The 23,107-nt window shown below is 42.1% G+C and carries 24 protein-coding genes; 19 read left to right on the top strand and 5 right to left on the bottom strand.

The window, feature by feature from the left end:
- Positions 1-89: 89 nt before the first annotated feature.
- The 16 genes from rfbF (at position 90) to AKL11_RS02300 (ending at position 16,553) form a co-directional block, all read left to right on the top strand.
- Positions 90-863 carry a glucose-1-phosphate cytidylyltransferase gene (rfbF, locus tag AKL11_RS02375; protein ID WP_067515013.1) on the top strand — a complete coding sequence of 258 codons (774 nt, stop codon included), beginning with the start codon at positions 90-92 and terminating at the stop codon, positions 861-863.
- Complete coding sequence (gene rfbG, locus AKL11_RS02370; RefSeq protein WP_067515354.1) at positions 854-1,933, top strand: CDP-glucose 4,6-dehydratase; 1,080 nt, start codon at positions 854-856, stop codon at positions 1,931-1,933. Before rfbF ends, rfbG begins: the two co-directional genes overlap by 10 nt.
- 23 nt (positions 1,934-1,956) lie before the next feature.
- Positions 1,957-3,174, top strand: coding sequence for a DegT/DnrJ/EryC1/StrS family aminotransferase (locus AKL11_RS02365; RefSeq protein ID WP_067515012.1), 1,218 nt, complete (start codon positions 1,957-1,959; stop codon positions 3,172-3,174).
- Positions 3,175-3,251: 77 nt separating this feature from the next.
- The gene (locus AKL11_RS02360) at positions 3,252-4,133 is read left to right on the top strand and encodes an NAD-dependent epimerase/dehydratase family protein (protein WP_067515011.1); all 882 of its coding nucleotides are present in this window, start codon (positions 3,252-3,254) and stop codon (positions 4,131-4,133) included.
- Positions 4,130-5,158 carry a GDP-mannose 4,6-dehydratase gene (locus tag AKL11_RS02355; protein WP_301335641.1) on the top strand — a complete coding sequence of 343 codons (1,029 nt, stop codon included), beginning with the start codon at positions 4,130-4,132 and terminating at the stop codon, positions 5,156-5,158. The genes AKL11_RS02360 and AKL11_RS02355 overlap by 4 nt, the downstream gene beginning before the upstream one ends.
- Positions 5,159-5,241: 83 nt before the next feature.
- Complete coding sequence (locus AKL11_RS02350) at positions 5,242-6,522, top strand: MATE family efflux transporter (protein ID WP_067515009.1); 1,281 nt, start codon at positions 5,242-5,244, stop codon at positions 6,520-6,522.
- Between the two features lie 11 nt (positions 6,523-6,533).
- The gene (locus tag AKL11_RS02345; RefSeq protein WP_157673367.1) at positions 6,534-7,496 is read left to right on the top strand and encodes a glycosyltransferase family 2 protein; all 963 of its coding nucleotides are present in this window, start codon (positions 6,534-6,536) and stop codon (positions 7,494-7,496) included.
- A 1-nt stretch (position 7,497) separates the two neighbouring features.
- On the top strand, positions 7,498-8,826 hold the full coding sequence (locus tag AKL11_RS02340; protein ID WP_067515007.1) for a hypothetical protein: 1,329 nt from the start codon (positions 7,498-7,500) through the stop codon (positions 8,824-8,826).
- Positions 8,827-9,891, top strand: a complete 1,065-nt coding sequence (locus AKL11_RS02335) for a glycosyltransferase family 4 protein (protein WP_067515006.1) — start codon at positions 8,827-8,829, stop codon at positions 9,889-9,891.
- A complete protein-coding gene (locus tag AKL11_RS02330; protein ID WP_067515005.1) occupies positions 9,891-10,544 on the top strand; it encodes a dTMP kinase in 654 nt (217 codons plus the stop codon). Before AKL11_RS02335 ends, AKL11_RS02330 begins: the two co-directional genes overlap by 1 nt.
- 2 nt (positions 10,545-10,546) lie before the next feature.
- A complete protein-coding gene (locus tag AKL11_RS02325; RefSeq protein ID WP_067515004.1) occupies positions 10,547-11,728 on the top strand; it encodes a phosphotransferase in 1,182 nt (393 codons plus the stop codon).
- Between the two features lie 39 nt (positions 11,729-11,767).
- Entirely contained in the window at positions 11,768-12,922 is a 1,155-nt protein-coding gene (locus AKL11_RS02320) for a glycosyltransferase family 4 protein (RefSeq protein WP_172807227.1), read from the top strand.
- Positions 12,923-12,950: 28 nt separating this feature from the next.
- Positions 12,951-14,114: a nucleotidyltransferase domain-containing protein gene (locus AKL11_RS02315; protein WP_067515002.1), complete on the top strand. Its 1,164-nt coding sequence runs from the start codon at positions 12,951-12,953 to the stop codon at positions 14,112-14,114.
- A 2-nt stretch (positions 14,115-14,116) separates the two neighbouring features.
- Entirely contained in the window at positions 14,117-14,875 is a 759-nt protein-coding gene (locus tag AKL11_RS02310; protein WP_095210095.1) for a sugar transferase, read from the top strand.
- 23 nt (positions 14,876-14,898) lie between these two features.
- Complete coding sequence (locus AKL11_RS02305) at positions 14,899-15,882, top strand: ATP-grasp domain-containing protein (RefSeq protein WP_067515001.1); 984 nt, start codon at positions 14,899-14,901, stop codon at positions 15,880-15,882.
- Positions 15,879-16,553 carry an HAD family hydrolase gene (locus tag AKL11_RS02300; protein ID WP_067515000.1) on the top strand — a complete coding sequence of 225 codons (675 nt, stop codon included), beginning with the start codon at positions 15,879-15,881 and terminating at the stop codon, positions 16,551-16,553. Before AKL11_RS02305 ends, AKL11_RS02300 begins: the two co-directional genes overlap by 4 nt.
- Positions 16,554-16,821: 268 nt before the next feature.
- On the opposite strand, the gene AKL11_RS02295 is transcribed toward AKL11_RS02300, so the two are convergent.
- Both AKL11_RS02295 and AKL11_RS24395 read right to left on the bottom strand, forming a co-directional pair.
- Positions 16,822-17,226, bottom strand: coding sequence for a type II toxin-antitoxin system HicB family antitoxin (locus AKL11_RS02295; protein ID WP_067514999.1), 405 nt, complete (start codon positions 17,224-17,226; stop codon positions 16,822-16,824).
- A gap of 59 nt (positions 17,227-17,285) precedes the next feature.
- Complete coding sequence (locus AKL11_RS24395) at positions 17,286-17,435, bottom strand: type II toxin-antitoxin system HicA family toxin (protein ID WP_253705159.1); 150 nt, start codon at positions 17,433-17,435, stop codon at positions 17,286-17,288.
- 211 nt (positions 17,436-17,646) lie between these two features.
- On the opposite strand from AKL11_RS24395, the gene AKL11_RS02290 reads away from it, so the two are divergent.
- Positions 17,647-18,825, top strand: coding sequence for a DegT/DnrJ/EryC1/StrS family aminotransferase (locus AKL11_RS02290; RefSeq protein WP_067514998.1), 1,179 nt, complete (start codon positions 17,647-17,649; stop codon positions 18,823-18,825).
- A gap of 105 nt (positions 18,826-18,930) precedes the next feature.
- On the opposite strand, the gene AKL11_RS02285 is transcribed toward AKL11_RS02290, so the two are convergent.
- Both AKL11_RS02285 and AKL11_RS02280 read right to left on the bottom strand, forming a co-directional pair.
- On the bottom strand, positions 18,931-19,377 hold the full coding sequence (locus AKL11_RS02285) for a helix-turn-helix domain-containing protein (protein WP_095210094.1): 447 nt from the start codon (positions 19,375-19,377) through the stop codon (positions 18,931-18,933).
- Between the two features lie 199 nt (positions 19,378-19,576).
- The gene (locus AKL11_RS02280; protein WP_067514997.1) at positions 19,577-19,918 is read right to left on the bottom strand and encodes a four helix bundle protein; all 342 of its coding nucleotides are present in this window, start codon (positions 19,916-19,918) and stop codon (positions 19,577-19,579) included.
- 137 nt (positions 19,919-20,055) lie between these two features.
- Here AKL11_RS02280 and AKL11_RS02275 point away from each other — a divergent pair, with 137 nt between their 5' ends.
- Entirely contained in the window at positions 20,056-22,095 is a 2,040-nt protein-coding gene (locus AKL11_RS02275; protein ID WP_067514996.1) for a polysaccharide biosynthesis protein, read from the top strand.
- A gap of 182 nt (positions 22,096-22,277) precedes the next feature.
- Here the strand turns inward: AKL11_RS02275 and brnA are convergent, their stop codons facing one another.
- Positions 22,278-22,505, bottom strand: coding sequence for a type II toxin-antitoxin system BrnA family antitoxin (gene brnA, locus AKL11_RS02270; protein WP_067514995.1), 228 nt, complete (start codon positions 22,503-22,505; stop codon positions 22,278-22,280).
- A gap of 276 nt (positions 22,506-22,781) precedes the next feature.
- Here brnA and AKL11_RS02265 point away from each other — a divergent pair, with 276 nt between their 5' ends.
- Entirely contained in the window at positions 22,782-23,081 is a 300-nt protein-coding gene (locus AKL11_RS02265) for a type II toxin-antitoxin system RelE/ParE family toxin (RefSeq protein ID WP_067514994.1), read from the top strand.
- The last annotated feature ends 26 nt before the right edge of the window (positions 23,082-23,107 follow it).

Raw genomic sequence — 23,107 nt, 5'->3', positions numbered from 1 at the left:
ATCAACCGTTAAAACTGACTTTGTAAACATAACATTAAAAACCCGGTTAAAAACCTGTTTAACCCGGTTTTCAGGTAAGAAATATTCAAATGAAAGCGGTAATACTAGCGGGTGGCCTCGGCACCAGACTCAGTGAAGAAACGGAAACCAAACCTAAACCCATGGTGGAAATAGGTGGCAAACCGATCCTTTGGCATATTTTGAAAATGTATTCTGCCCATGGAATAAACGATTTCATCATCTGCTGTGGCTATAAGGGTTATGTTATCAAGGAGTATTTTGCTAACTACTTCCTCCATATGTCGGATGTCACTTTCGATATGCGCGACAACCAGATGCATGTTCACCAGCGAAAGGCAGAACCCTGGCGGGTAACTCTGGTGGATACCGGTGAAAAATCAATGACCGGTGGCCGGTTAAAACAGGTTAAAGATTACCTCCAGGACGAAGACGCCTTCTGTTTTACCTATGGTGATGGTGTGGGTGATATCGATATCACCGCATCCATTGAACACCATAAGGCTCAACAGACGCTGGCAACACTCACTGCTACCTACCCACCAGGTCGCTTTGGAGCTTTGACGCTGGATAATCACAGAGTTCAGTCATTCCAGGAAAAACCCAAAGGGGATGGTGGCATGATTAATGGCGGTTTTTTCGTGATTTCCCCAAAGGTGATCGACTATATCAAGGATGACCAGACAATCTGGGAGCAAGAACCCTTGATGAAGCTGGCTGAAGATGGCGAACTCTCTTCTTACGAGCATCATGGTTTCTGGCAGCCCATGGATACCCTGCGGGATAAAGTTCTTTTAGAAAAACTCTGGAAGTCAGGAAAAGCACCGTGGAAAACATGGCAATAAGCAAAACATTCTGGCAGGGAAAAAAGGTCTTCCTTACCGGGCACACTGGCTTCAAGGGCAGCTGGCTGGCACTCTGGCTACAGGATCTGGGCGCTCAAGTCAGCGGCTACGCCCTGCCTGCCCCAACTGAACCTTCACTGTTCTCTCTGGCGAATGTGGCACAAAACATGAGCCATACCATCGGAGATATCAGAGATGGCCAAAACCTAAAGCGTGCCATTGAAGAGGTAAAGCCGGAAATCGTCTTACATCTGGCAGCCCAGCCATTGGTTCGATACTCCTATCGGGAGCCGGTAGAAACCTATGAAACCAATGTCATGGGAACCCTGCACCTGCTGGAAGCTATTCGAACTGCCGGTTCAGTTCGCTCCTGCGTATTGATCACTACCGACAAATGCTACGAAAATCGGGAATGGGATTGGGGCTACCGGGAAATCGACCCAATGGGAGGCTTTGACCCTTACAGCAGCAGCAAAGGCTGCATGGAATTATTGTCAGCCTCTTACCGAAACTCCTATTTCCCGCCTCAAAAATACAGCGAGCACAAAACGGCCATCGCTACGGCAAGAGCCGGAAACGTAATAGGTGGCGGAGATTGGGCTGAAGACCGCTTAATCCCTGATATGCTCAATGCCTTTATCAACAGGCAATCAGCCATTATCCGTAACCCCAATGCAATCCGGCCATGGCAGCATGTTCTGGAGCCACTTAGCGGCTATCTGGAACTGGCGCAAAACCTGTATGAGCAGGGACCAGAATTTGCTGAGGCCTGGAACTTCGGCCCCGAGCTGCACGATGCCAAACCCGTCAGCTGGATAGCCAAAGAACTTTCAAGCCTTTGGGGCGAAAAGGCTCAATGGCAAACCGACAGTAATGAGCACCCTCACGAAGCCCATTACCTGAAACTGGACTGTTCAAAAGCCTATGCCCGATTGAACTGGCGACCACGATGGTCGCTCCACCAGGCACTGGCAAACATTACCGAATGGCATAAAGCCCATGAAAGTGGTGCGGATATGCATGCGCTGACCCTTCAGCAAATTCATCAATATCAATCAGCAAGCGTATAACCGCTAATTAATCGAGTATCACGATGTCTGAACTAAAACGCGAAGATTACCTTTACGTACCCTACGGCTGCACCGTTCACGGTGAAGAAGAAATTCAGGCCGTTGAGAAAGTACTGCGCACATCAACACAAATGGGACCCCATGTTCGTGAGTTTGAGGCAAAGGTCGCTGCGACCTTCGATAAGCCTCACGGCATTATGGTGAACTCTGGTTCTTCTGCGCTCTACCTAGCCGTAGAAGTGCTTGATCTCCCCAAAGGCAGTGAAGTCATCACGCCGGCACTGACTTTCTCCACAACCGTTGGCTGTCTGGTTAAAAACGGACTGGTACCAGCCTTTGTAGATGTAGAAGAAGGCACCTACTGCATTGATCCGGCAAAAATCGAAGCCATGATCACTGAAAAAACCAGTGCAGTTTGTATCCCTAACCTCATCGGTAATATCTGCGACTGGGATCGTATTATTGAAATTTGCCGCAAGCACGATTTAAAAATCATTGAAGACAGTGCCGACACCCTCGGCGGTACCCTGACAAATCGTTCCAGTGGACACTACTCTGATATCAGTATTACCAGCTTCTATGGCTCCCATGTCATTAATGGTGCGGGTAATGGTGGCATGCTGTGCGTGAAAGATGATGCCATGGCCAGCAGGGCCCGACTGCTTCGTTCCTGGGGCCGCAGCTCATCCCTGTTTGTAGAAAGTGAAGCCATAGAAAACCGTTTTAATGTCGAAGTCGATGGCATCCCTTATGATGCAAAATTTGTATTCGAAGCCATCGGCTACCAGCTTGAGCCTTCTGAAATCAGTGCGGCTTTTGCTCTGGTTCAATTCGCGAAACTCGAACAGAATATCAAAACACGGGAAGTCTACTTCAATAAGCAGCTCGACTTCTTCAGCCAGTATAAAGACTGGTTTATTCTGCCCAAACAAACCGAAGCATCCCGCACCGGCTGGCTTGCTTTCCCAATGACCATTCGTGATGATGCCCCTTTCACCCGCCGTGAAATGCAAATCTTCCTGGAAAAACGTAATATCCAGACCCGTGTCGTATTTACCGGAAATATCACCCGACAACCTGGGTTCAAAGATATTGAAATGAAAAAGGCCACAGAAGGTTATCCTGCCGCTGATCATGTGATGCGTGGTGGTGTGCTGTTGGCCTGCCACCATGGTTTGAACGATGAGATGCTGGCACACGTTCACGATAGCTTCCGAGCTTTTGCTGTCCAATATCAATAAAACGATTTGTACCACAAAGCGCACAAAGGTCACCAATAAGCCTTTGTGAACTTTGTGCCCTCTGTGGTTAAAAACAAATGAAGATATTACTTACCGGAGCCAGCGGTTTTCTTGGCAGCCATTTAGCCAAAGCTTTTGTAAACTCAGGGCATGAAGTTCATGCACTTATTCGCAAAACCTCAAAACTGAACCGTCTGGAAGGCTACGAAGATAAGTTGGTATTTCACTACACTGAAGATGGCCTTGAAAAAGCATTTGAAGAAAATAACCCTTATAAAGCGGTAGTGCATACGGCAACTTGCTATGGCAGAAATGGCGAAACAGAAGCAGAAATTTTTGCTGCTAATTTAAAATACCCTCTTGACTTGTTAGAAAAAGCCACATTCTTTAACACCGACACATTCTTTAACACCGACACATTCTTTAACACCGACACAATACTGTATAAATATCTGAACAGCTATGCGCTGTCAAAAAAGCAGTTTGTTGAATGGGGTAAACAGTTTTCCAAACAGGACAAGATAAAGTTCTGCAATATAAAGCTGGAACATATGTATGGCCCCGGTGATGATGAGTCAAAGTTTACTACCTATATCATTAATAGTTGTTTGAATAATGTTCCCGTCATAAAACTTACAGCGGGTGAGCAAAAAAGAGATTTTATCTATATAGGTGACGTGGTTTCAGCTTACCAGCTATTGCTTGAAAGTAATGAATTAGAAAGTTTTGAAGATTTTGAGTTGGGTTCTGGTGAAGCAATTTCAATACGAGAGTTTGTTGAAACTGTGCATGCCATTACAGGGTCTAGAAGTGTTCTTGATTTTTCTGCTTATCCTTACCGACAAAATGAGATCATGGAGTCCAGAGCTGAAATAAAAAAACTAATAGAACGTGGATGGCAGCCAAAATTTAAACTTTCTACCGCATTACAACAAACGGTTCAATACGGTAAAGAATGATGAAGTTATTAATTACGGGTGGTTGTGGTTTTCTGGGTAGTAATCTTGCCGAACATGCATTAAGCCAAGGTATAGAGTTATTTGTTTTTGATAACCTCTACCGAAATGGTTCACTCCTTAATCTTGAGTGGCTTAAAAGCAAGGGTAAGTTTGAATTCGTACATGGTGATATACGGAATTATAACGATGTCACTCGGCTAGTGAAAAGAATTCAGCCTGATATTGTCTTCCATTTAGCTGGCCAGGTTGCAATGACAACATCGATTGCTGACCCAAGGATGGATTTTGAAGTCAATGTCATGGGAACTCATAATCTCCTTGAAGCTATAAGACTTGAATCCCCAGAAACAGGGGTGATTTATTCATCTACCAATAAAGTTTATGGTGATCTTGAGCAATTTACTTATGAAGAAACAGAAACCCGTTATAAATGTATAGAAGCGCCGAATGGCTTTGATGAACAAACACAGTTGGACTTCCATTCTCCCTACGGCTGCTCTAAGGGTGCGGCTGACCAGTACATGTTGGACTATGCTCGAATTTTTGGATTAAAGACTGTCGTATTTAGACATTCATCTATGTATGGCGGAAGGCAGTTTGCCACTTATGACCAAGGTTGGGTAGGCTGGTTTTGTCAGAAAACAATAGAAGCGTCACAAGGAAAGCAATTAGAGCCTTTTACCATTTCTGGAAATGGTAAGCAGGTTCGCGATGTTCTTCATGCAGAGGACATGGTAAGTCTCTATTATTCAGCAGCCCAAAGAAATGTAGATTTGGCAGGGCAAGCTTTCAATATAGGAGGTGGTATATCAAACAGTCTGTCTTTATTAGAGCTTCTAGACATGCTAGAAGGGCTTGGCAATACGAAGCTTGATTACAAAAAAATACCAGTTAGGGAAAGTGATCAAAAAATATTTGTTGCAGACTTAACGAAAATAGCCAGCTTAATAAAGTGGGAACCTAAAGTAAGCTCTGCTTCTGGTGTTAAGAAAATGCTTTCTTGGATGCTTGATCAGGAATTGTAACCACATAGTTAATATTGCTATGTAGAAATATTCATATTCAGTAAGCTGTCCGAATTATTGAGATTTTTAAATAATAAACTTCAATGAAAATATCATGGCATATTGTTGTTGCATCAGGAAATTGTATCAGTAAACTGATAACAGTTGCAGCGCAGTTTATAAGTATACGAATCCTTATCGATTTATTAGGTGCCGAACAGTATGCTGTAATGGCTCTGTTATTAGCATTGCCGGGTTGGTTTTTATTATGTGATTTTGGTGTTGGGGCTAGTCTTCAGAATTATATTTCAGAATGCAAAGTTGATAACATTAATTTTGATGACAAAATAGTAGCCGCATGTATTTCACTTGTTTCAATACTTATAATACTTGTCGGCTTGATTTTTCTCCTGTCTGGTTTTTTAGGTGAATTCTATTTAAAGCCAGCGGTGGATCTGCCTTCCAGTCAGAAAACGGTATTGTTTTTCCTTTCAAGCATTTTTGGTGTATTAGGTGGCATTGGTTCAGTTTCCTACAAGATATTATATGCTTTACATAAAGGTTATTGGGCAAATACTTTGCCTGCAATAATGTCACTGCTTTCACTAATAACCTTAACTTTAATTCCTCCGCTAATTGAAAGCAATGAGCTGTTAATTTGTATAATAATATGGTTGTTACCAAATGGCATTGCACCTTTTGCACTTTTTATATTTTTTGGCTTTAAACGGTTTAGTCGTTTTCCTTTAGCAATCGTTTATTTTGAATTATGGGATCGTGCCAAAGACTTTTTTCTTCTTGCTGTATTTTCAACAATAACTCTACAGGTAGATTATGTTATCCTGTCTCAATTATTAAGTGGAACCGACATAGTAATATATAATATTGTCAGTAAAATATTTATACTGGTTATTTTCTGTTACACCGCCGTTCTTTCAGCGTTATGGCCAGTTTTGACAGAGCTCCTACGATTAAATAAATGGGATAAAGTTCGCAACTATATTTGGCGTTATATTATTTGTGGATTTGCCTTTGTATGTATTGCAACAGCATTTATAATACTTGTACGTGGGTATGTAGTAAATTTGTTAGCACCAGGAAGTGATATTATCCTACCTATAGGAACATTAATTTTCTTTGGTATATATCAATTGGTGCGCGTATGGACTGATACATATTCAGTTGTTTTAAAAAGTATTAATAAAATAAAACCCTTTCTGGTATTAGTGCCAGTACAAGCGCTTTTTAGTATTCTATTCCAAATTTATGGAGCTAATAATTACGGCATTAATGGTTTAGTCGCAGGTTTAATAATGTCATTTATTGTTACCGTTTTTTGGGGATTGCCTTTCGCCGTGAACAAACAAATTAAAAGTAATATTTGAGGGTGGCTGTTTTGTTTAAATTGTCTATATGTGTGCCAACCTATAATAGAAAAGATTTTCTTGTAGAATTGTTAGATAGTTTAGTCCCACAGCTTGTTGATTCTGTAGAAATTGTTATTTCTGATAATGCTTCAACAGATGAAACAGAGATTTTGGTAAACGAATACTGTAAAACTTATAACAACATTTCCTATTATAGAAATGAAAAAAACATAGGTCCGGATTTAAATTATTTGAAGTCTGTAGAGCATGCAAAAGGCGATTACTGTTGGTTGTTTGGTAGTGATGATGCGTTCAAAGAAGGCAGCATTGCTAGATTGCTATGCGAAATAGAAAAAAAAGAATGTGATGTTTATTTGGTTGACCGAGATGAATGTGATTTTCATTTGAATTTTCAGAGAAAACATAATTGGTTAACGGTTGATACGGATAGTGAGTATGGCTTTAACAATAATCAAGATTGGATAACTTATTTTAACAAGTGTAATAGTTTGGGTGCTGTATTTAGTTTTTTATCATCCATAGTGATAAGAAAACAAAAGTGGGATCTAGTTTTATTTGATGAAAGGTTTATTGAGTCTGCTTATTCACATGTTTTTATGATTCTATCATTATTAAAAGAAAACGGAAGCTTGAAGTATATAAGCGATAGTTTAGTGCTGTGTCGAAAAGGCAATGACTTTTTTAGTCAGGAGGGTTTCTATAAAAGATTCTTTATTGATATTGATGGTTATTACTCTTTGTCTGAAAATTTATTTGAAAACATGGCTGTCAGGAGAAGTTTTAGAGATGTTTTAGTTAAAACAACACCATGGTATAGATTATCAAAACTTTACGATTCAATAGGCGATCAAGATATCAATAAAACCACTAAAAAATTATTAGATTTTGGATTTAATTCAATTATTTTAACAGTCGCTAGAGTATGCGCAAAAATAGGTTTAACGAAATTGCTGCTTAAAGTAAAGGGATAAGATGGAATTTGTCGATATAAGATACCCATTTGATAACTTTATAAGTTTTGTGTCTGGTGGTTATTTTTTAGCATTAGAAAGTTTACATTTAACATTAGGTGTAATTGGTTTCTTCTTTATTTCAATATATCTGCTTTATACGCTTCGTTTGAAATTTGCGCTGTTAATTATTTATTTTGGTGGGTCAATATATTCGAATCCAACCTTTGAGTCTTTTGGTGTTAGCTTTGCAGAATTTGTTGGCATAATAAATAGTATTATTTTCATTATTACTCTAATGAGTAGAAGGACAATTCTTAGTAAGACTTCGAAGTTGTTATTTTCGATTTTGTTTATAATAACCGCACATGTATTGTTGGTTTGGTTTTTTTATCCAGAGTTAATAGATAACGTTGAGAAAGCGGTTTTCAGAGGAGTGTTAATTCTTAAGATATTCGTCCTTGCTTGTAATGTTGGCATGTTGGCGATTGTCGTTAGAAATAAGAAGAGACTAGGTTTGTTTTTACAATGGGTCATTGTTTATCTTTCTTTTAGTGCTGCTTTATACATTATGCAATTAATTGAGTATAATTTATTTTCAATTGAACCATTCGGAACATTTTCGAACGCAGGTTTTTCTAGTGGTGTATCATTTGGTTCTGTGGCTACGGAGCGTGGACATTATGCTAAATTTCTAGTGCCTGCAATACCACTGGTAATGTATAGAATATTTTGTTTCACTCCAATTCTTTTTGAAAAGATAAGATTTGGTGTTTATTTTCTAGTATGCGTTATAAATTTCTCTGCTTCTGGTATTGCTTTTCTATTATCATATATTCTCGCTTTCAGTCTGGTGTTTTGGAGGGAAATTGTAAAAAAATATTTATTTTGGTTTTTAGCAACAGTGCTTATAGTATTCCCATTGACTGTATATTTATTATTTGAACAATATATGTCTATTGTTAATAAAATAATTGAGTATGTTTTTTCAGATGAAGCTAGTGGTGGAAGAAAATTATCAACAATAGCTAACTATCTAAATGTGTATCCTTTAGGGATAACTTATGGTGGTAGCAGTTTAAGAACAATTGAATCAATAGGGCCCGTTGAACTTGGTCTTATTGGTTTAGTTACACAGTTCTCAATATTCTTACTAATATTTGCGGTTTTAATAACGAAATACCTATTGAATGTTGGTTTTTTTTGTCGTAAAAAAAATGCAGGCGATAAAATACTATTCTGCGGAATTATAATTTCATTATTTATTTTTGTATCAGACATACTATGGTTTTTACCTATTATCTGGTGTCAATATCAAATGTATGAAAATAGAGAGCTGTATAGAAAATAGATGATACTCTTAGATAATATTGTTTTTGAAATACAAAAAGCAGGTGGCATAAGTGCTGTTTGGTCTGCTGTTTTAAATGAATTAAATGAAAGGCACGCAGAATGCACTGTCCTAGAAAACCCAACTTGCAAGGATAATATCTTTTATCAGGAAATTTCACAGGCAAAGATTGTAGAGGATATTGGAAATTTAACATTACGGCGCTATCAAGATGTTAAATGCAAAGAAAATATCACTTTGTTTCATTCCAGCTATTTTAGGGTGCATGCGTCAAAAAAAATTAAAAACATCGTTACTGTGCATGATTTTGTCTATGAAAAATATGATAAAGGTATAAGGAAATACATTCACCTGTTTCAAAAAAAACATGCACTAAAAAGAGCCGATGTAATCATCTGTGTTTCTGAAAACACCAAGGCTGACCTGCTTACCTATCACCCATGGATAGATAATTCTATTGTAAGGGTTATCCATAATGGAGTTGATAAAGAGTTTAAACCTTTATTAAATACAGATGAAAACCCCAGGATATCTGAGCCTCCTTATTTACTGTATGTCGGGGGTAGAAATATCCACAAAAATTTTAAAGCTGCACTTCAGCTGTTAACTTGTGATGAATCTGTGAAACTTTCACTACACTTGAAAGTGGTTGGTGGTGGGGTATTTTCAGAATCTGAACGGTTATTGATTAAAGAGTTAAAGCTTTCAAATAGAGTGAAACATTATAGTAATATTAATAATCATGAACTAAATCACTTCTACAACAATGCTTATGCGCTGATTTACCCATCATTTTATGAAGGGTTTGGTATACCACCGCTTGAAGCTATGGCTGCCGGTTGTCCGGTAATTTGCTCCAATGTTTCTTCTATTCCCGAAGTGGTTGGTAATGCGGGTTTAATGTTTGATCCTCATACACCTGAAGAGGCTGAAGAGTATCTGGTTAAGCTACAGGATTCATCGTTTAGAGACAGTGTTATAAATCAGGGGTTATTGAGAGCTTCTCAATTTTCATGGGAAAAGACTGGTCGAGAGACCGTTAATTTATATAAAGAACTTTTGTAATGATTGTTGTTTTCTCTGGTACTGATGGAGCAGGTAAATCTACACAGATTGAACTCCTCCAGTCGTATCTATCCAGTAAAAATTGTAAAACAAAATATTTATGGGCCAGAGGGGGGTATACTCCACTGTTTTCATCAGTTAAAAATATTGCCAGATGGTTGCTACGCAAAAAATTGCCAGGGGCTGGAGAAAGTAAAGAAAGAGATCAGATTCTTAATAAAAGTTCAGTTTCAAGCCTGTGGTTGTTTATAGCCATTTTAGATTTGTTATTTTTTTACGGAATATATGCCAGATACTGTTCTATTTTAGGATATGTTGTTATTTGTGACCGGTATCTAGAGGATACCTGTCTGGATTTCAAACGTAATTTTAGCGGTAAATTTAACGAAACTGGTATTCTCTGGCGAGCGTTACTTTTATTTGCACCAAAACCCAATCATTCTTTTCTGCTTTATGTGCCGGTTGAAGTCAGTATTGAACGTTCCAAATTAAAAAAGGAACCATTCCCCGACTCCCCGGAAACTCTGAAATGGCGTTTGGATTATTATCTCAATGAACGTTACTTTCCTTCCAGCAGGTTCTGTAAAATTGACTGCCAGCAGCCGGTTGACACGATTCAGACAATTATTAGAAATCATATTGAGGCAGTTTAACCATGCGGATACAGCTGCTTCGCCAGCGTGAAGATTTTGAACAGGGATTTATCCAGTCCCTATCCCTATTCTTATCTGAATATTTTAACTGGACTGGTGAGATGCGCTGGGATAGTGATATTTCCGGTTCTGCATTTCTGGCCAATGATTACCTGAATGTCATTTATCCAGAACATTTATCACGGAAGCGCCTGTTTAGCCTTACCCGAGAGTTTGCCTATAATCCTCGCTGGTATCGCCGCACTTTACAACAAGTCTATATATATGGAGCGGTCAGGCGACCGTTTGAATCCATCGCTACCTCAGCCCGCCTTATCATAGAAAATTGCCCTCCCGAATTACATAACTGGGTATTTATTCCCGGTAATCACAGTCACAGGGCTGTTGATGTAGTTAATGAACGTTGCTTTGTTTTTTATAAACCCGGTTTTAATCACTCTTTCATCAGGATCGATGCTGAAATCAGGCAAAAGCACCCTTGGCTTCCTTCGCCAGAGGTTTTTGAAATATCTGAATCTAACACCTGGTATATAGAACAACGCATCAGGGGGTTACCACTAAACAGGCTTGGTACACCAGCTAAGGTTGACGAGGCATTAGCCTTTGCCCGGAACGCCATAGTTCGCCTCTATAATGAGACCTCAAGTAATTGCCTGCTTTCCGACTATGTCGCTTCTGTTGATCAGGAATTTCAAAAGATTTTCAGTTCTATAGAAGCTTTATTGCCCAGCGACTTAAGGATTCAGTTTGTCGACTTCCTGAGAAAACTGAGAGGAATCCTTAATGAGCATACCGATCATAAGATTGAACTGGTTTTGAGTCATGGTGATTTTCAACCGGCTAACCTGTTAGTTGATCATGGCAAATGCTGGATTATAGACTGGGAATATGCAGCAACACGAAGCCGTAGTTATGATGCATTATGCTATGGACTTATGAGCAGGTTCAGTACCGGGTTTGCCCAACGTTATGACCATTTATTACAAAACCCTGAGTTGCTGAAAAAGACGATTGAATGGACGGGTCTAGAGACCGAAATTTCTTATCCGTTGTTTTTGCCACTGTTTTTACTGGAAGAGTGTTTGGTCAAACTAAAAGAGGTTGCTGCTGAGTCTATTACTGACAAAGAAGTAATACTAAAACCATGGTTTGCAGAAATTCTTTTGATCAGGCAGTTCGTTTAATTCCTTATGAAGATAACAAAATTTTTATTACTAAACCAAATGGCGGGCCCTCTGTTCAGGGAGCTGGCTGAAGACCTGGCTGATGCCATGCCAGAAGGTTGCATTTTAAAAACGGGGCATCCTGATACTCTGCGTATTGGCAGTAAGACTGACAAACTCCAGATACAATCGGCACCCGCTTATAACAGAAAAAGCAAAGCGACCCGTATTATCAGTTGGTTATATTATGCCGTCATCAGCTTATGGGCGATGTTAAGGGCTGATAAAAACACGGCACTATTAATTGTTTCTAATCCGCCTTTGCTGGGGCCTATAGCCTGGCTGGTGAACGGTATAAAGAAAACACCTTATGTTGTCCTGGTTTACGATATGCATCCCGATACTATGGTCAGTTTTGGGGTTCTCAGTGAAAACTCGCCAGTTACCAGGCTATGGAGAAAAATTAACCGGGCAGTGTGGAATCGTGCCGCTGCAGTTTACACCATAGGCCCTGTAATGGCTGAAAAGCTGGCTGCACAGTTTGATCCTCTTCTTACCCCGCTTGGCAGGGTTGGAGTTATCCCTCCCTGGGCGGATACCCAACGAATCAAGCCTATCCCTAAATTGGATAACTCTTTGGCGAAAGAACTTGGTCAGAATGGTTATACCACTGTTTTGTATTCCGGCAATATGGGCATCAGTCACGATATTGATAGCATGCTTGAAGCGGCAAAATTGCTTGCCACTCGTCAGGATATAAAATTCCTGTTTATTGGTGAGGGGGCAAAGTGGCAAGATGCCTGCGATTTTCGTGATAGATATCAGCTTACCAATCTGGATGTGCTGCCCTTTCAGCCTGAAGAGAAATTGCCCTACACCATGGCGCTGGGTGATATCGCTTTGGTGGCTTTGGATAAAGGTGCAGAAGGTTTAATGGTGCCCAGTAAAATGTATTATTACCTGGCGGCCGGGTCTGCAGTGATTGGTATATGTCATGGACGGAATGATGTTTCTGTAACATTGGAAAATGGCGATTGCGGCATTACGGTAACACCTGGTCAGCCGGATGAGCTGGCCAGAACCATTTGCGGTTTGGTGGATGATCCTGGGAGGCTGGACGTGCTTCGAAAAAAAGCGCGAGCAGTGGCTATTGATTTTTATTCCAGAGTTGCATGTACTGATTTATTTATCAGATCCCTTCCTATAGATAAATGATAAAGCTTAGATATTAATTGGTTATTTAATGATTGAATTTAAAGTTACTGATGCTCAAAAGTTTTTTTGTTTATGCCTGCGTCATTACGACTTCTTAAACGAAGAAGAGATCCGATTGTTGTATACGGCCAATGGGGATCAGGAACTATTTAATGAGGCTAAATTAAATGGTGTTGTGCCCATTGTTGCTCATGCTTTAAACAAAGTTATCCCCGGGGATTTACCAGATCATTGGCTGGCTGAGTACAATGTTATTGACCAGCGAATACAATCATATATGGTTGAGCTTGATAAAGTAGCTTCATTACTCACCAAAAATGGGATACCGCTGTTAGCCTTGAAAAATAGTGGTATCACTCGTGGTATGTATCCCTATTATGGGGCCTGCCCAATGGGTGATATTGATGTTCTTGTGAGTAAAACATCATTCCGAACAGCACACAAAATTCTTACTGATGAAGGTTACCAATTAAAGTTTCGTTGCCCTTTTGAAGAAGACAGCCTTGAAGCGGCTGAACATGGCGGTGGTGCGGAGTATTCGGTAAACCTGCCTAATGGAGAGCACCTCTGGTTTGAACTTCAGTGGAGACCCGTCGCAGGCCGCTGGATTCAGCCAGATCAGGAACCTGATGCGGATGAACTTATCAGCCGATCAGTACCCATTGAGGGCTCCGATGTTAAACTTCTGGCCCCCGAAGATAATTTATTGCAGGTTGCCCTTCATACCGCCAAGCATACCTTTGTTCGTGCTCCCGGTTTTCGGCTTCATACTGATGTAGATCGTATAGTTTCTTCTCAAGCAATAGACTGGCCTAAGTTTGTTCAGTTAACGATAGAGCTTAGAACCAAAACAGCCGTTTTTATGTCTTTGGCTATGGCTCAGAGTTTACTCGGTACTCCAATACCATTCAGTGTTCTTGAAGAGCTTTCACCCGCTAAATGGAAAGTTAAGCTTATGGTTGCCTGGTTGCAAAGAGTAGGTGTTTTTGAACCGGATGCATCTAAATGGAATAAGCTTGGTTATATTGTTTTCGTTAGTTTACTTTATGACGATTTCTCTGATTTTGTATCTGGAGTATTGCCCAGGACAGAGACAATGAAAGAACAGTATCATTTTAAAAGCAATTGGCTTTTACCTTATTATCACTGCAAAAGATTGGCAAATCTTGTATTAAGACGTGTAAATACTTAATCATGTTAAAGCGTATATTCGATATTTTTGGAGCTTGTTTAGCTCTTGTTTTGTTTTTTCCGGTGATCAGTTTTGTTGCCTGGAAGGTCGCAAAAACTATGGGGAGGCCCGTTTTTTTCCGTCAGGTACGACCTGGCCAGGATGGTAAGCCCTTTGAGATGATCAAGTTTCGCACTATGCGCGATGCCAATGGCCCGGATGGTAAACCATTGCCTGATGCAGATCGGATTACTCCTTTTGGCAGCTTTATGCGCCGTGCCAGCCTGGATGAATTGCCCGAGTTCTGGAATGTGCTGAAAGGCGATATGAGTCTGGTTGGGCCACGGCCTTTGTTAATTCAGTACCTTCCCCTTTATTCCAAAGAACAGTATCGCCGCCATGAGATGAAACCGGGCATTACCGGTTGGGCACAGATTAATGGGCGTAATGCTATTTCCTGGGATGAGAAGTTTAAGCTGGATGTGTGGTATGTGAATAACCAGTCGGTCTGGCTGGATATGAAAATCCTTTCTTTAACGGTTAAGAAAGTTATCCTCCGGGAAGGGATCAGTTCGGATGATCATGCCACCATGCCTTTTTTTGAAGGAACCCAAACAGGCACTGCTACCCTGAGTTCGCAGCCTGTTGCTCGTGATAAGAGTAATGACATTAATCCGCTGACTGAGAAAAATGTTGCCGATAGCTCGTTGGATGGTCATCGTAAAAGCGGAAAGGTTAAAGGTTTAAACGTTAAATCTTGTAAGAAAAAAATTAATCATTAATTCTACGGGCCTGTAAATATTCCATGACCGAATTTAATATCCTGTTTGCTGCAGCAGGTCGGCGTGTCTCATTAATACGCCATTTCAGAAAAACACTTGATGAATTGAATATCAGCGGTACAGTTTATGCGGCTGATGCAGGAAAATCAGCTCCGGCATCTTTTATTGCTGATCAACGGTTACAAGTGCCAAGAGTCTCATCGCCTGATTATATTCCACAGTTAATATCTATTTGTGAAACGTTTAAGATTCGCTTGCTAGTGTCTCTTATCGATACCGACCTGACACTGCTTTCACAGCATAAAGATACGTTCAGGACCATAGGAACGGAAGTGTTAGTCTGTGAATCGGCTACCAATAATATCTGTTTCGATAAAAATAATACTTGGAAGTTTTTTACTGAAAACAGCATCGATACCCCCAGAGTACTTTCTGAATCTGATATTAATAAGTTAAAAGACTCCGACTTTCCTTTACTGATTAAGCCCTGGGATGGAAGTTGCAGCATCGGTGTCAACAAAGTTAACAGCTTAGAAGAACTGACTTTTTTTAAGCACCATGTCAAAAATGCTATTGTGCAGGAATATATTCAGGGGGATGAATATACCTGCGATGCTTATGTGGATTTCAGCGGTAAAGTTCGCTGCGTTGTTCCTCGAAAACGGTTAGAAACAAGAGCGGGTGAGGTGAGTAAAGGGTTAACCGTCAATGATCCCGAAATTATATCGGCAGTGACTAATGTTGTAGAGAAACTGCCTCATGCGGTGGGCTGTATGACCGTTCAGTGCTTTAAACAGCCTGACGGCCGGATATGTTTTATCGAAATCAATCCACGATTTGGTGGCGGTCATCCACTCAGCCTTCATGCTGGTGCTGATTTTCCAAAGTGGATTATCCAGGAGCTTACCGGTCAGCCTTGTGAGGCGACGCAGGATTGCTGGCAGGATGACTTGGCTATGTTGCGCTATGACGATGAAATTATTGTCAGAGGAGAGGATATCCGTTGATTAAAGCGGTTGTTTTTGATTTGGATGATACCCTTTATCCAGAACATACTTATGTTGATAGTGGTTTTAAAGCGGTTGATCAGTATTTAGCTGTAAACTATAAAATTGATGGTTTCTATGAAATAGCCACCCGTCTATTTACTGATGGTCATCGGGGTAAAATCTTTAATGAAGCTCTGGACTGTCTGGCTTTTTCTTATCAGGATAAACTGATAAAAGAGCTTATTGAGGTATATAGAAATCACAAACCAGCTATTCAGCTTGATACAGAAACTACAAAGGTGCTGGAGTATTTCTCACAACATTATCAAACAGCACTGATCACTGACGGTTACACGGCTGCCCAGAGGAATAAAATTGAAGCATTGAGGATTAGCCGCTACTTCGATTTTATCTGTGTGACCGATGAGTTTGGTAGAGATTATTGGAAACCTCATGAAAAGCCTTTTGTCGCTACAGAGAATGTTCTAAAGGTAAAATCTCCTGAGTGTGTTTATATTGCAGATAATCCGGTGAAAGACTTTGTTACGCCTAATCGCCTTGGTTGGAAAACCATTCAGTTAGTCTCTGATAATGGAGAGTACCGTACTTTAGCTGTTGAACCTCAATATGAGGCACAATTTCAAGTAACAGGTTTGAGTGAAACTCTAGGCCTGCTTGAGGCATCTTAACAGCCGTTTTCCATGATCCGCTGTCCGTAACCTCTAAAAGCGCTTTCTTGTCTTTTTCGGAAACGGACTGCAATGGAAACTGAATTGCAATGAATGCAGAAAATTACAAAATTCGAAGAGATAATGCCGCGAAGATTTTGGTTTGATTCAGACATGTTGCGGTAAATGCTTTAAATAACTGTAAAGCCTTTATAGCTGGACTGATGCGGAAGCATAAAGAGAACAGAGTATCTGCCGAAAGTGCACGCAGGATGCGTGGCTTCGTAAGTTACAAATCGCGCATTTTATCCAACGCTGCATCCTGCAGAAAAGCAGAACGAGAGCGGTAGGCAGGATGAGTCTTAACCATTTCGTCTATTCGATATAGCAGGTACTGTGGCAGAGTGATATTAACTCTTTCTGCTTTTCCGAGATAAGGGGTAATGTCGATATCCACAAATGCCCAAATGCCATTGGCATAGTCTGGGTTTGATTGGTGCTCCGAAATCTTGCCCGCTTCAGGAATAGTGGATTGGCTTTCACATAGTATTTCCAAATGACCGGCAATGGCATCTTCAACGTGTGCAAGTGTTTCGTCAATGCCTTCTCCTGCTGAAAAGCAACCGGGGATATCGGGAACGGTCGCACCATAGTGAACATTATCATCAGTATGCAGAACAATCGGATATCGCATTTTCTTTCCCCTTCAGTGCTTTAATAGGTCTTTTATTTGAGCCTGTTTAAGAATGCTCTTCAGTGTGCCTTTCGGTATTTCATGCTTTGGTGCGGCACTGTCACCAGCCCTGGAATGTTTTGGTGTTTGAAATGGTGATGACTCCCTCGTATTCGCACCAAATACCACCCGTGGCTTTCCAGAGCTTTTATGATATCTGAGCTTTTCATGTACTGGCTTCGCCCTGTTTAAACATACACACCATACACACTATTGCAATATCAAATGGTTGCATTCGTATGGGAAACGGTCAATGTAGTTCAGTTTTAGTCGCTTGCCGTTGTCCGCCTTTCGAACATGCATTTTCTTGTATTTTTCGGACAACGGACTTCGGAAAGCGGACAACATTCCAATCACATTCAATAAGCACTTAAATCAACCATGCTAAACACTCCGTTCTTCCCCTGGCCTTCTTTCACTCAGGAAGAAGCCGATGCCGTCAGCCGTGTATTACTGTCTAATAAAGTCAATTACTGGACGGGCACCGAAAGCCGCGAGTTTGAGAAAGAGTTTGCTGAATACTGCGGTACCGAACATGCCATTGCGCTGGCAAACGGAACATTGGCGTTGGATTTGGCGCTTCATGCTCTCGGAATAGGGACGGGTGATGAGGTGGTTGTTACTCCTCGTACCTTTCTTGCTTCTGCCAGTAGTATTGTTAACTCCGGAGCAAAGCCGGTGTTTGCTGAAGTGGATCGGGATTCCCAGAATATCACTGCCGACACGATTGCTGCAGTGTTAACGGAACATACCAAAGCTATTATCTGTGTTCACCTCGCCGGTTTACCCTGTGATATGGACCCGATCATGGCATTGTCTGAAAAGAATAATCTTTTTGTCATTGAAGACTGTGCCCAGGCTCATGGTGCAAAATACAAAGGTCGTCCGGTAGGCAGTATTGGCCATATTGGTGCATGGTCGTTTTGTCAGGATAAGATTATGACCACCGGCGGTGAAGGCGGTATGGTCACCACTAATGATGAAGTGCTGTGGAAAGCGATGTGGTCTTTTAAAGATCATGGTAAATGTTATGACTCAGTTTATAACACTGAACACCCTCGTGGATTTCGCTGGCTACACAATGAATTTGGTACTAACTGGCGCATAACCGAAATGCAATCAGCCATTGGCAGAATTCAGTTACGGCGAATGCCGGAATGGACTCGAAAGCGTCAGGCCAATGCAGCTGCAATAACAGAAGTTTGTCGTACGATTACAGCGTTACGTATTCCTGAGGTTCCCGAATCAATAGAACATGCCTGCTATAAACATTATGTGTTTGTACGCCCTGAAATGCTGAAAGAAGGTTGGAGCCGAGATCGAATTGTGGATGAAATTAATGGTTCGGGTGTACCTTGTTACCAGGGTTCCTGTTCAGAAATTTATCTGGAAAAAGCTTTTGATCATTCCGGTTTTCGCCCTGAAGAACGTTTACCTATAGCCAGAGAGTTAGGCGATACCAGTTTGATGTTTCTGGTTCACCCGACGTTAACTCAGGATGAGATTTCTAAGACTTGTGAGGTTGTTCAGGAGGTTATGGGAGAGGCCGTTGACCGTTGACCGTTAAAGCTTTTGGAACACGGAACAACTTGCGTCTGGTATGGCACGAGTTCATTCAACACTACTTTTCGTTTATATAAAGACAGAATATGAATGATGCAACAATCAGTGCGTTCCATGCTCAAAAAATAACGTTACCGGCAACCCAAACCGTTCAGCCAGATTCTGTATCTGCCGCAGGTTCAATGGTCGCTTGCCGTTTAGAACTTCCGACACTACTCCCTGGCTGCCGATTTCTGGCAGATCGGACTGCGTCAGATTATGCTGGCGCATTAATACTTTGAGCAGGGCAATGGTGCCATCTTGTTTATCCCACTGTGAAAGAACAGGGTCTGTTTGGTATTCATAGCGTTCTATTTTCTGGGTGATCATGTCCAGTAGGAGATTCCGAGGGTCATTCGGGTTGTCTCCAATACTTTTGCACAGCGCTTCTGTGGCCTTAAGAGCCTGTTCATAATCACTTTCGCTATTGATACCTTCCAGAAAAGGTGCAGCTTCCAATAAATGATGAAATCGCCGGGTTAATTCAACCATGCTTTTTGTATCGTGCATGCTCACAGGCTTCCTCCTTTACGGCAGCGCTTGGTGATTTCATCGTAGGCTTTATGATCAACAATGTGTTTTACAAAGAGCTTCTGGCTTATGAAGTAGATAATGCTGATGTCCGTTATCCGTTATCCGTTATCCGTTATCCGTTATCCGTTGGCCGTAAAAGCTTTCGGATCACGGCCAACGGAAAACGGAAAACGGATCAATTCCGAATGGAATTGATCAACCCCTGCAACATGGCAGAGATGTTTTTTACGGTTTCGATCCAAAGCTTCCCAATGTCTTTGTTGATGTAACCTATCTCGATACCAATATAGATTTGAGTTCTCAGCTCTGCGGCTGAGCCACGGGCGATACTTAGGAAATGACGTTTTTCTTTGTGAGATTCCCTTTCCAACCCTTCGGCAATATTGCTCGGGATGGATAGGGAGGCACGGGTGATCTGGTCTTTAAAGCCATAATCTTTCAGCCCAGCCAGTTCTTTGTAGATGCTGACACTCAGCCGGGATGATCGTTTCCATACATCGAGATTTTCAAACGTCATTTTCTCATTCTTATTTAAAACCACGAATTTTAGACTAGAAATGATTCGTTTGCCGTTGTCCGTTATCCGTTGGCCGTAAAAGCTTTCGGAAAACGGAAAACGGAAAACGGAAAACGGAAAACGGAAAACGCCTATCAATGAGAAACCAACTCCTCTCCCTCCCGAGATATAAAAAACGCATCATCACCCTGGCGCTGGATACACTTTCTATATGGGTGGCTCTGGTATTAGCATTTTCTGTGCGACTGGGGTGGGATGAATTTATTCAACGCTATCAGGCCACTTTCTTTATGCTGGTTTGGGTGGCACCTGCCGTTTCTTTACCGATTTATATTCGCTTTGGGCTTTACCGGGCCGTGCTGCGTTATATGAGTCATCAGGTATTACTGACCATTCTTAAGGCAACGCTGATTGCAGTGCTGGCGATGATGGCAGGCTTTTATTTGTTAAATATTGGCAATATTCCCAGAGGGGTAACGGTGCTTTACTGTTGCTTTTCTGGTTTGTTGTTAGGCCTGACTCGATATGGTGCCCGACAATGGCTCAAGGGTTATAACCTGAAAGATATTGGGCAGATTCTTCTTTCCCTGCAGCCAGAGGTGGTGCAGAAAAAGCAGCACGATAAGAATGGTATTCCGGTATTAATTTATGGTGCTGGAGAAGCCGGTGTGCAGCTTGCGGAGGCACTGAACAAATCCCGGGAATATCGCCCCGTGGGTTTTCTGGATGACAGCGAAGCCCTCAGTGGTCGGGTGATTGTGGGTAAGCGGGTTTACCTCTCTGAGCCAAGTTTGAACCAGGTAATCAGCGAAACTGGCGCTGAAGAAGTGTTGTTGGCGATTCCTTCGTTAAGTCGTTCAGAAAGAGCGAGCATTTTACGAAAGCTCGAAACCACCGGTTTGCCGGTAAAGACCATGCCGGGGATGAGCGATCTGGCGAGCGGTCGGTTGAAAATTCAGGAGATTCAGGCTGTTGATATTGCGGATGTTCTGGGGCGGGAAGAAGTGCAACCCATTCCTGAATTGATCGATCTGCACATCGCCAATAAAGTGGTGATGGTGACGGGCGCTGGTGGTTCAATAGGCTCCGAGATGGTGCGTCAGGCGCTACTACGTTTGCCCAAAATGCTGATTTTGTTTGAACACAGCGAGTTTAATCTCTACGCCATTGATCAGGAGGTGCAGCGGACTATTCGTTTAAAAGGTCTTTCGGTGCAAGTAGTCACGCTGCTTGGCTCTATTAACGACCCTGGTCGAATGGTTGACGTTATGCGCACCTATAGTGTCGATACACTTTACCATGCCGCCGCCTATAAACACGTGCCGATTGTTCAGCACAATGTCTCTCAGGGTTTGCGTAATAATGTACTGGGTACGCTGTATACCGCTCAGGCGGCCATTGTCGCAGAAGTTAAGAATTTTGTTCTGATTTCTACCGATAAAGCGGTTCGCCCCACTAACGTAATGGGTGCTTCCAAACGTTTGGCAGAAATGGTTTTACAGGCGCTGAGTCAGGAGTCGTCTATCTCTCTGTATCATCCATCTTTATTTGGTTATCAGGCAGGAGATAAGGTCAGTAATCATACGATTTTTACCATGGTGCGCTTTGGCAATGTCTTAGGTTCCAGTGGTTCGGTGATCCCAGTTTTCCGGGAGCAGATTCGCACCGGTGGCCCGATTACGGTTACCCATCCGGAAATCAATCGTTACTTTATGAGCATACCGGAAGCGGCTCAGCTGGTGATTCAGGCTGGCGCCATGGGTACAGGCGGCGATGTGTTTGTATTGGAGATGGGCGAACCGGTGAAGATTGTCGACCTGGCCCGACGAATGATTGTGCTTTCGGGTTTATCGGTCAAAGATGATCAGACTCCGGATGGAGATATTGAGATTACCTTTAGTGGCCTCCGTCCTGGTGAAAAGCTCTATGAAGAGTTATTGATTGGTGAATCGGTTACCGGTACGGATCATCCTAAAATTTCCCGTGCCTATGAAGAGCTTTTGGCCTGGGAGGCACTTAAAACTGTGCTGGATGAAATTACCGGCACGCTGCAGGGGCATAACTATAAAGTAACAAGAGAGTTGTTGCTTCGGTATGTGAATGGGTATCAGCCCAGCTCGGTGGTTGTGGATTGGTTGTATAAACAACCTGAGCATGAAGTAGAGGTTGGCCGTTAGCCGTTAGCCGTTGACCGTTATCCGTTATCCGTTATCCGTTGGCCGTTATCTGTTGACCGTGACAGCGCGAGTGAGCCAAGCTTTTTACGGACCACGGACCACGGACCACGGACCACGGACCACGGACCACGGACCACGGACCACGGAGCACGGAGCACGGAGCACGGAGCACGGAGCACGGTCTACGGTCTACGGTCCAGCTTTTCGGCCAGCCAGGTTTTAACCACCGCCTGCCGGGCAATACCCAGTCTGGATGCCTCGCGATCAAGAGCGGCAATCATCCATTCCGGGAAGTCGATATTGATTCGGCGGGTTTCCAGGCCAGGGCGTTGGGCGCTGGACCAGTCAATATGTTCATCAATGCTGTCGTGGCCTTCATCAAAGGCCTGGTCAAACTCTTTAGCTTTCATAGGCGGCTATCTCTTTGGGTCTTGAACGACGTACCGAAATAATTCGAAAACCAGGGTCAGGTCTTTCTTCGTGCATAAAGTCAATATGTATTGGAAAAGCCAGGTCAGGTCTTTCATTTTGCAACAACGAAAGCCCAGCATTTCCATCTGATACTTGCACTACCCGTATCGGGCGCTCTGTAAATGTTATAGGAAAACAGTATTGCCGTTACTCTCGATGAATTGATCAGATGAGAATTTTGCCAGTATGTAGTTTATAAACTACAATCTCTCTCTATGATCAGTATTAAACAAACCGACATCTACTGCAAGTGGGAGCGGAAGCTTAAGGATTCCAGAGCAAAAGCGGCCATAGCGGCTCGGATCTTCCGCTTAGCAAACGGACTTGCCGGTGATGTTTCTCCGGTAGGTCAGGGCGTGAGTGAATTAAGAGTTCACTATGGTCTGGGTTGCCGTGTTTACTTCCGGCAACAAGGTAATGAAATTATCATCTTGTTGTGTGGTGGTGATAAAAGCACACAAAGCCGGGATATTGAGGTAGCTAAACGCCTAGGAGCCTGTCGGACTTACCACTGACCTACTGCGAAAGATAGGGAGAAAAA

It is taken from the genome of Endozoicomonas ascidiicola (assembly GCF_001646945.1).
GTDB lineage: Bacteria > Pseudomonadota > Gammaproteobacteria > Pseudomonadales > Endozoicomonadaceae > Endozoicomonas > Endozoicomonas ascidiicola.
This window is presented reverse-complemented; position numbering and strand designations above follow the sequence as displayed.